At 46.4% G+C, this 8,498-nt stretch carries 7 protein-coding genes; 3 read left to right on the top strand and 4 right to left on the bottom strand.

The window, feature by feature from the left end; all coding sequences use genetic code 11:
- Nucleotides 1–155: 155 nt before the first annotated feature.
- Both BV372_RS37610 and BV372_RS14645 read left to right on the top strand, forming a co-directional pair.
- A complete protein-coding gene (locus tag BV372_RS37610) occupies nucleotides 156–281 on the top strand; it encodes a hypothetical protein (RefSeq protein WP_256973225.1) in 126 nt (41 codons plus the stop codon).
- Nucleotides 282–356: 75 nt separating this feature from the next.
- Nucleotides 357–1,106, top strand: coding sequence for a phycobilisome rod-core linker polypeptide (locus tag BV372_RS14645; protein WP_086687225.1), 750 nt, complete (start codon nucleotides 357–359; stop codon nucleotides 1,104–1,106).
- Nucleotides 1,107–1,117: 11 nt separating this feature from the next.
- Here the strand turns inward: BV372_RS14645 and BV372_RS35240 are convergent, their stop codons facing one another.
- On the bottom strand, nucleotides 1,118–1,432 hold the full coding sequence (locus BV372_RS35240) for a hypothetical protein (RefSeq protein ID WP_143845121.1): 315 nt from the start codon (nucleotides 1,430–1,432) through the stop codon (nucleotides 1,118–1,120).
- A gap of 81 nt (nucleotides 1,433–1,513) precedes the next feature.
- On the opposite strand from BV372_RS35240, the gene BV372_RS14640 reads away from it, so the two are divergent.
- Entirely contained in the window at nucleotides 1,514–2,533 is a 1,020-nt protein-coding gene (locus BV372_RS14640) for an LD-carboxypeptidase (protein WP_086687224.1), read from the top strand.
- Between the two features lie 826 nt (nucleotides 2,534–3,359).
- On the opposite strand, the gene BV372_RS14635 is transcribed toward BV372_RS14640, so the two are convergent.
- From BV372_RS14635 to BV372_RS14625, 3 genes are read right to left on the bottom strand one after another with little or no spacing between them, the layout of a single operon-like run.
- The gene (locus BV372_RS14635) at nucleotides 3,360–5,351 is read right to left on the bottom strand and encodes a response regulator (protein ID WP_086687223.1); all 1,992 of its coding nucleotides are present in this window, start codon (nucleotides 5,349–5,351) and stop codon (nucleotides 3,360–3,362) included.
- Nucleotides 5,344–7,494: an ATP-binding protein gene (locus tag BV372_RS14630; RefSeq protein WP_086687222.1), complete on the bottom strand. Its 2,151-nt coding sequence runs from the start codon at nucleotides 7,492–7,494 to the stop codon at nucleotides 5,344–5,346. Before BV372_RS14630 ends, BV372_RS14635 begins: the two co-directional genes overlap by 8 nt.
- The gene (locus BV372_RS14625) at nucleotides 7,491–8,498 is read right to left on the bottom strand and encodes an ATP-binding SpoIIE family protein phosphatase (protein ID WP_086687221.1); all 1,008 of its coding nucleotides are present in this window, start codon (nucleotides 8,496–8,498) and stop codon (nucleotides 7,491–7,493) included. The genes BV372_RS14630 and BV372_RS14625 overlap by 4 nt, the downstream gene beginning before the upstream one ends.

The following is an 8,498-nucleotide window of genomic DNA, read 5'->3' as shown; positions in this document are numbered from 1 at the left end:
CCCAAATCCTTGCATAGCCGTAACACACCCTACTTAATATTTACTTTATAAATGGTCTCTCAGGTAATTGTTACAGTGATTGTATAGGAGCTAGCGCTACTTGCTCCAGAAAGTGTGGAATCTCTGATAGCGGCATTTCGCTGCTGCTACTGCTTTTGAAAGTACAGGCGTATATTGTCCGCATCCTTACCTGCATTGGTGGCGATCGCGCTCTACTCAAAATCGTAGAGCGATACTTTCGAGCGATGTCTACAAAAGGCTACGCCTACGCCACAGTCTAAGCCAGCACCGCTTTCCACCAAGTCGTGATGCAGGAATTAGTGAATCCTCTTCTCTACACTTTTGTCAGCATAATTATGAGTATTCCCTTACTAGCTTACGCTCCCTCTAGCCAAAACCAAAGGGTTGCAGGATTTGAATTGCCTGGAGACGAACATCCTAAAACCTACACTACTGAAGCAACTCCTTCGACCGCAGAAATAAATCAGTTGATTTGGGCTGCTTATCGTCAGATTTTTAACGAACAACAAATTCTCGTCAGTAACCGTCAACTGGCTTTAGAATCGCAGTTGAAAAATAGAAGCATTACCGTGCGGGATTTTATTCGGGGATTGGCAATTTCTGATACCTTTCGCTTACGCAACTACGACACAAACAACAACTACCGATTTGTTGAAATGTGCGTACAACGTCTTTTGGGGCGAAACGTTTACAGTCAACAGGAAACTATTTCCTGGTCTATTATCCTGGCTACAAAAGGGTTGCATGGGTTCATTAATGCACTGCTAAATAGTGAAGAATACCAAACCAATTTTGGGGAGAATACAGTTCCCTATCAACGTCGCCGCATTATTTCTCAGCATCACTTGGGAGAGCTACCTTTTGCCCGCGTTCCTCGCTATGACAGCTATCATCGTCAGCAACTTGCGCAACTGGGATATTTCCAAGCTAAACCTCCTCTAGCATATCGCTGGGAGTGGCAAAAACCACCGTATTCCAAGCTTTACCAAGCGATTTCATTAGCAACTGTGTACACGGGATTTATCCTTTTGGGACTCGGGGCGGTCTTTGTTATTCTTGCTTACTACGGTGTAGTCTCGCTGTAATGTAAACTTTTCTACCTCAGATATAGCAGGTTAAATAAAAGGTGGCTTAGTTTTTGCAGGGCGATGCGATCGCATTGTAAGTCGATGCAATCGCATTGCAGGTCGATGCGATCGCATTGTAGGGCGATGCAATCAAATTGTAGGGCGATGCAATCGCATTGCAGGTCGATGCAATCAAATTGCAGAGCGATGCAATCAAATTGCAGGTCGATACAATCGCATTGTAGGTCGATGCAATCGCATTGTAGGGCGATGCGATCGCATTGCAGGTCGATGCATTGAGCAGTTCGTCCTTGCAGGTTAAGCGACTTAACCTGGTTTGTCACTTTAGTTGGAGAATAATTGACAATCCTGATTTTTCAAGATTTACTCTTCAGAGCGTGACACAAGAGGGTTAAACTGCCTTCATGACCATAAATCGCCGCCGATTTCTCACTAGCTTTGGACTAGCTACCTTAGCCGCTCACTTACAACCATTTACTGCCCAAGGTCAACTATCTCCGCAGACTACCCTCAAACCACCTCGTCTGCATATAGGCGACACTGTGGGATTAGTTGCTCCTGCGGGTATCGTTGACGCCCAAGATATAGAAATAGCACAGCGTAGCCTTGCAGATTTAGGTTTAAAAGTCAAGTTAGGGAAACATATTTTAGATCGTTATGGATATTTAGCAGGGAAAGATCGCGATCGCGCAGCAGATTTAAACGCTATGTTTATCGATAAATCTGTGAAAGCGATTATCGCTATGCGTGGTGGCTGGGGCTGTAATCGCATTTTACCCTTACTGAACTACACTAATATTCGCTCTCATCCCAAAATCTTGATGGGGTACAGCGATATTACTTCTTTATTGTTAGCGATCAACGCCCGTAGCCGAGTAATTACATTTCATGGACCAGTTGCCACTTCTACTTGGAATCAGTTTACGGTGGATTACGTTAAGCGCATTCTGTTTACAGGGGAAGCTGTGAGAATGCAAAATCCCACCACTAACGAAGCACAATTCTCAACGGTCGCACCAGGGAAAGCTAAAGGTAAGCTTGTGGGTGGTAACTTATCAGTACTATCAGCGATGATAGGTTCACCTTATCTACCTTCATGGAACCAATGCATTCTGTTTGTGGAAGAAATAGGCGAGGATATGTATCGTGTAGACCGAATGCTGACGCAGTTAAAAAATGCTGGAATACTGAATCGCATTGCTGGCTTGATTTTTGGGCAATGCACCAAATGTAGTCTTGGCGATGAACCGAATTTTACCTTATTGCAAGTATTGCAAGATCACATACTACCTTTAGGCATTCCCGCTTGGTATGGTTCCGCGATCGGTCATATTAAAGATAAATTTACTTTGCCAGTAGGCGTGCAAGTAGAAATCGATGCGAATGCTGGAATAATACAAATGTTAGAGCCATCTGTGAGTTGATGTTGAGTTATTCTTTTAGCTTATTTTTGGCTATTGCCTAGCTTAGTCGATGGCAATTCCTGGTTGATGGGTAAGGAATTGATGCTACTACCATCAGTATCTTGCTTAACTACCCTATTGCTGTTGCCTTGTGAGCGATCGCAAAATTACAGTCATGCTTTATACTAAATACGCAAATAGCTTACGGTCTTGCTTGGTCTTGATAGACACCATTCATGGTGAGTCTGTTTTTACTAGTGTCAGTTGATAAACTGTCACTCACCAGAGTACCAGTATGATTATAGAAGAGATATTCTAATTAGTGCAAGGAGTGATACCACTTCACTGCATGTTTGTTACAAGTTATCCTCGCAGTGCCCTTCTTCAAAGGTAATTGCGGATTTCAGATGTTGCATCAAACAAGTGAATTGGTATAAAGTTATACGGGAAGGCGCTTGGGTCAGCAAAAATCTCAAGCGCTTTTTCGTGTATAAATAAAAAAGTTACTCTCTGAAAATAAATTATAAAAGTTATCAAAAGCACACTCTATTTTAGGCAATCCAGTAGAAACGTCACAGTAATTACGACCCTAGTTCAGTTAAGCTTCAAGCAGGGTTATGTATAGAAAAGACAAGTATTGGAAAGTTTTTAAGAAGTCTGGTAAGAGTTAAATATATAGTATCGGCAGTTTTTTCAAGCTTCATGCATTCTGAGCGATCGCTTCTGCCAGCGTTCAGTAAGTACTCCCTTCAAGAAATGCCCAACTGAGTGCATATTGTTTTTCAAACTGGCGACAGTATCTCTACATTTCGCTAGCGTAACTCTCTGTACGATTTCATTTAGCCCTTTATACCCCTACTATAGTTAAAATAGCCTGCATTAATACTTCTGGCTCAATTGGTTTGGAAATATGCTGTTGAAATCCTGCTGTTAGTGCTTGTTGTTGATCAATTTCTCCTGCATAAGCAGTGAGTGCGATCGCGGGGATTGTTCCACCTTGGTCGGGCGACTTCTCTCTAATTTGACGAATGAGTGTGTAGCCATCCATATCCGGCATACCAATATCACTGATGAGCAAATCAAATTTTGCTTGCCCCAAATTGCTCAGAGCTGCGTTAACTGAGTCTGCTTCAGTCACTTTTGCCCCGTACTGTTCTAGCATGAAGGTGATGAACTCCCGCGAATCTCTTTCATCGTCTACAAAAAGCACTTGCAATCCATTCAGATTGAAGTCTGAGTGATGATGAGCAGAAGGATCATCTGGATTCAATTTTGAGGCAGCGATGATTGGAAGTTTGACTGTAAACGTTGCCCCTTGCTCTTCTCCAGGACTCGCTGCTTGAACAGTTCCTCCATGCAATTCAACCAAGTAACGCACGATCGCTAACCCCAACCCCAACCCACCAAATTTTCGGGTCGTTGTCCCATCAGCTTGGCGGAAGTAGTCAAAGACATAAGGTAGAAAGTCACTAGAGATGCCCTTGCCAGTGTCGCTGACAGTAATTTGAGCGTATTCCGCAGGATGAGTATCTACTTCAGTCATCCCTTCACCTTTATCCTTTGCCCTTTCTAACCGCACCTTTACTCGACCACCCGGTGGGGTAAATTTGATCGCGTTGGCCAGTAGATTCCAAACAATCTGTTGCAGGCGACCGGAATCACCTAACACTTGCCCAACATTCGGTTCAAATTTTGATTCAATTTGAATAGATTTAGCTTCAGCTGAGAGTCGCACGGTTTCTAGGGCAGCTTTGATGATGAACGCTAAACTGATTGGCACTGCGTTCAAACTCAACTTGCCTCGGAGAATGCGCGACACATCGAGCAGATCTTCAACCAGTTGTGCTTGCAGCTTGGCATTGCGTTCGATAGTTTCGAGCGCGTATTGAGTTTTGGCTGCATCTTGCTGGCTTGTTTGCAGAAGCCTTGACCAACCCAAAATTGGGTTCAGGGGCGATCGCAACTCATGAGATAACACCGCCAGAAACTCATCTTTGATCCGATTGGCTTGTTGGGCTTCCTCAGTCTGTTGTTGCAAAGAGAGCATTAGTTGATTGAGGCGATCGTTCTGCTCTTGCAATAAGGCTTCTGCTTGTTTACGTTCGGTGATATCGGACAGGATGAAAACGGCACCTGTGAGAGTCCCCTGCCCATCAAATACCGGATCGATAGTTTTGGCAAACCACCGTCCTTGGAACTGAAATTCTAGAACTTGCCGTTGGTGAGTTTCTTTAGCACGGCGAAAACAGGTGCCGTCGCCCATTCCCCATTCTGCGTTCATCAGCTCATGGTGAGGACGACCCAAAATTTCGCTGGGATGCTTGCAAAAAAGCTGCTTCACCGCTCGATTACAGCGCAGAATTATACCTTCTCGGTCTACCAGACATACGCCGTCGTTGATCGAGTCAAAGGTCGTTTGCCACTCTCGCGCTGAGGACAAAGCAGCTTCCTCCGCCCGCCGAATTCGCAGTAGCGATCGCACGGTAGCAAGCAGTTCAATGGGTTCAACGGGTTGTGCTAAATAGCCATCAGCACCACTGTCTAAGCCTTCTGCTTTATCCTGGCTTTGGACAAAACTTGCAGAAAGGTGTAGCACAGGAATAAAAGCCGTTTCGGGGTTTGCCTTTATTTGGCGACAGACTTCAAAGCCACTGATATCCGGTAGTTGGACATCCAGAATTACCAGAGCAGGCTGATGTTCAGCAACTGCCTTTAATCCTGCTGCTCCAGTTGCTGCTTCCACCACGCTAAAGCCTGCATTTTGCAAAATCCGGCACACAATGTAACGGTTGGCTTCATTATCATCAACGTGCAGGATCGTACCTCGTGGCTCAGACATGACTTTTCCCCCAATCACCCAAAACGAGTCCAGCTTTGACGAGCGCATCTTGAAGTTGGGCGCTCGCCGCTACTTGCGAGCCAGTCTCTTTAGCAAGAATGGCGATGCTTTGTTTTGCTAACTGGCTCTGCGCTTTTGCATCTAGATGGGCAGATGAGTGAATGATCACAGGAATCGACTTAGTGACGGAATTGTTCTGAAGCTGCTTGAGTACATCAAACCCGCTGATATCTGGCATCTCCAAGTCAAGTACAATCGCACTTGGCTGCTCGCGTTGTGCCAAATTTAACCCCTCCTGTCCGTTCGCGGCTTCTAAAATACTCAACGGTGTATTTACCAACAGTTGTTTTACAAGATACCGAGAGACAGGGTCATCATCAATTAGTAATATTTTTTGAGGTTGATCCTGAGCAATCAGGATATTAAGCTTGTTTAATAAAGGCAATCTGTCTACAGGCTTAATTAAGAACCCGTCCGCTCCTAACGCCAATGCTTGCTTCTCGTTATCAATAATAGTAATAACGAGTACAGGGATGCTGCGAGTACTTGCATCTCCTTTAATTTCTCGCAAGAACGTCCAGCCATTTTCTCCTTCTAGCATAATATCTAGCATAATCGCCGCCGGTCGAAGTTGTTGTAAGGCAAGCCTCGCCTGAGCTAAGGTGCGGGTCGCGATGAATTGATAAGTTGACTGCTGAAGGTGGTTTTCGTAAATAAATAGTGTTTCAGGATGATCTTCAACCACCAGAATGGGCAAGCGAGTTGGCTCAAGTGATGCGATCGGTTGCAGTAGGGTGGGAAATTCAGTTCCATGTGGGTAGACGATCGGAATTGATGCTGTAAAAATGGAGCCTTGACCGAGCTCACTTCTAACCGAAACGCTGCCGCCGAGTAGCTCCGCCAGCTTGCGCGATAACGGCAATCCTAATCCGGTTCCCTTCACCTGCTTTTGGAGACGGGACTCAATTTGCACAAAATCCTCAAAAATGCGCTCCTGATCGGCGGTCGCAATACCGATGCCCGTATCGGACACAGAGAAGGTCACGGTATGACCTGTTTGCATAGCGCTCACGCGCACCTCTCCCTGCTCGGTAAATTTGAGTGCATTCGAGACAAAGTTTCGGAGAATTTGAGCGACTTTGCCCTCATCGGTATAGAGCGGAGCTATGCTGTCAGGTTCCTCCACAATCAGCGCGACAGAAGAGCCTTGAACTAATAATGGGCGCAACATTCCCCGCAGCGTAGCCAACAAGTCGCTGACTTCAAAAGAACTGGGACGCACTTCAATTTTTCCAGCTTCTACCTTTGCCAAATCTAGCAGGTCATTGACCAGCTCTGATAATCCGCTTGCCGCCTTTTGGATAAATGTTACCTGCTTTTCTTGCTCGGCGGTCAAATCGCCATCCATCCGTGCCAGCAACATCCGAGAGAGCGACAGAATCGAGTTGAGCGGCGTGCGAAACTCGTGGCTCATGTTTGAGAGAAAACGCGTTTTTAGCTCGTTTGCCTGCTGCAAAGAACTTGCCTTCTCATCCAGTTCCGCATAGAGGGCAATCACACCGCGATTGGTATCTTCTAGTTCCCGGTTGAGCTGGGTCAGTTCTTCCTCGCGCTTGCGTAACTCTGCCATTGCCCGCAGCAATTCCTGGTTTTGTCGCTGGATTTCTTCATAAGGATTCTGGGGCGATCGCTTAATCAAGGTTTCTCGAATCTGCTGCAATTGTGAATCGGTAAAAGTAGGTGTACGCATCGATAATCTTTTGCTCATCACCACCGTTGTTCCCTGACCTGGCAGCGATTCAATCTCAAAAAAATCCATCAGCCTGCGGCTGCCCACAATACCCAGCCCCATTCCTGTGTTAGAGGTGTAGCGTCCTGCCAAAACCTCTGCCAGATGAGGAATGCCCCCACCCCGATCCTGAATCCGAATCCGAAACGCCTGCGGCTCTCCTTCTACACAAAATTCCACCGTTCCGCCTTTGGCATACTGAAAAGCGTTGCGGGCAATTTCTGAAACTGCTGTTGCCAATCGTGCCTGATCTTGAGCCTCAAAGCCCAACTCTTCAGCGATCTCACGAGTTCGTTGCCGAGCTTGCACAACATCCTGCTCGTAGTGGATTTCGAGCTTGAAAAGAATTGTCATCTGCCCATTCCTTTAGCCACTAACACCGTCACATCGTCCCGTTCTCGGTTAAAGTCTCGGTAGAGCACACCTGCAATCAAACTAGGATGTTTTTGACTCAAGCCGGGATAGCGATCGAGCTGCCACTTAGCGCCTAAGCCGTCAGAATGCATAATCAAAAGTCCGTTGGGATACCAAGGGTAGCTAAACTCTTGAATTTTGCGGATTTCATGTCCGACTGTGCCATTGTGTGACAGCAGATTGCGATGTTCAGTAACCGAGAAAATGCTGGCAGCGATATTGCCAATTCCGGCAAAGCGGACAGATTGTTGTTCAAAATCGATTTCGGCAATGGCGAGTACTGCTCCTCGTGTACTTCGCAAGGCTGCATGGGCAGCTTCGACGATCGCCCCAGGAAAACGATGATCGTGTTCTTGAAAGATTCTCACGGCTTCGGAAGCAGCACTAGCAGCCGCAGAACCATGCCCTAAGCCATCAACTACTAGCAACAAGCTACGGTAACGATCAACTTGACATGCCCAGGCATCTCCGGAGACGTCTTCCCCGCGTTTGGGCAAACAGATCACCCCAATTTCTAAGATATTTTCAGGTGCATGGAGTCTCGGGTCTGACCAGAGGTGAGCAAGAAGCGCTGTCCCTTGGTTGGGAATCGAGTAAATTTCTACTAAACCAGAGAGCCGACGAATTGCACCCATGCCATTGCCTAACGTTCCGGCTGTGGAAAAGCCATCTTGCAAACACTCATCTACATCGACCATTCCCGGCCCTTTATCAAGCGACAAAACCTCAATGCCGACGGCTAAATGGTGCTTGAGCGATCGCAGTAGCATCACTCCGCCGTGAGCGTGCTGCACCAGATTATTAGCAACCTCTGTCACCACAATGCCAACTTTGCCCCGTTCTGTTTCCGCAAAGCCGAGCCGAGTCGCCAAAGCCATCGCTACCCGTCGGGCTTCCCCAGCCTGGCTAGATTCAGTAATTGTGATGGCGACAGATTCTCTCAT

Origin of the sequence: Nostoc sp. T09, assembly GCF_002154695.1 — a bacterium.
Classification (GTDB): domain Bacteria; phylum Cyanobacteriota; class Cyanobacteriia; order Cyanobacteriales; family Nostocaceae; genus Aulosira.
The sequence above is the reverse complement of the archived record's forward strand: the minus strand, read 5'-3'. Positions and strand labels throughout refer to the sequence as shown.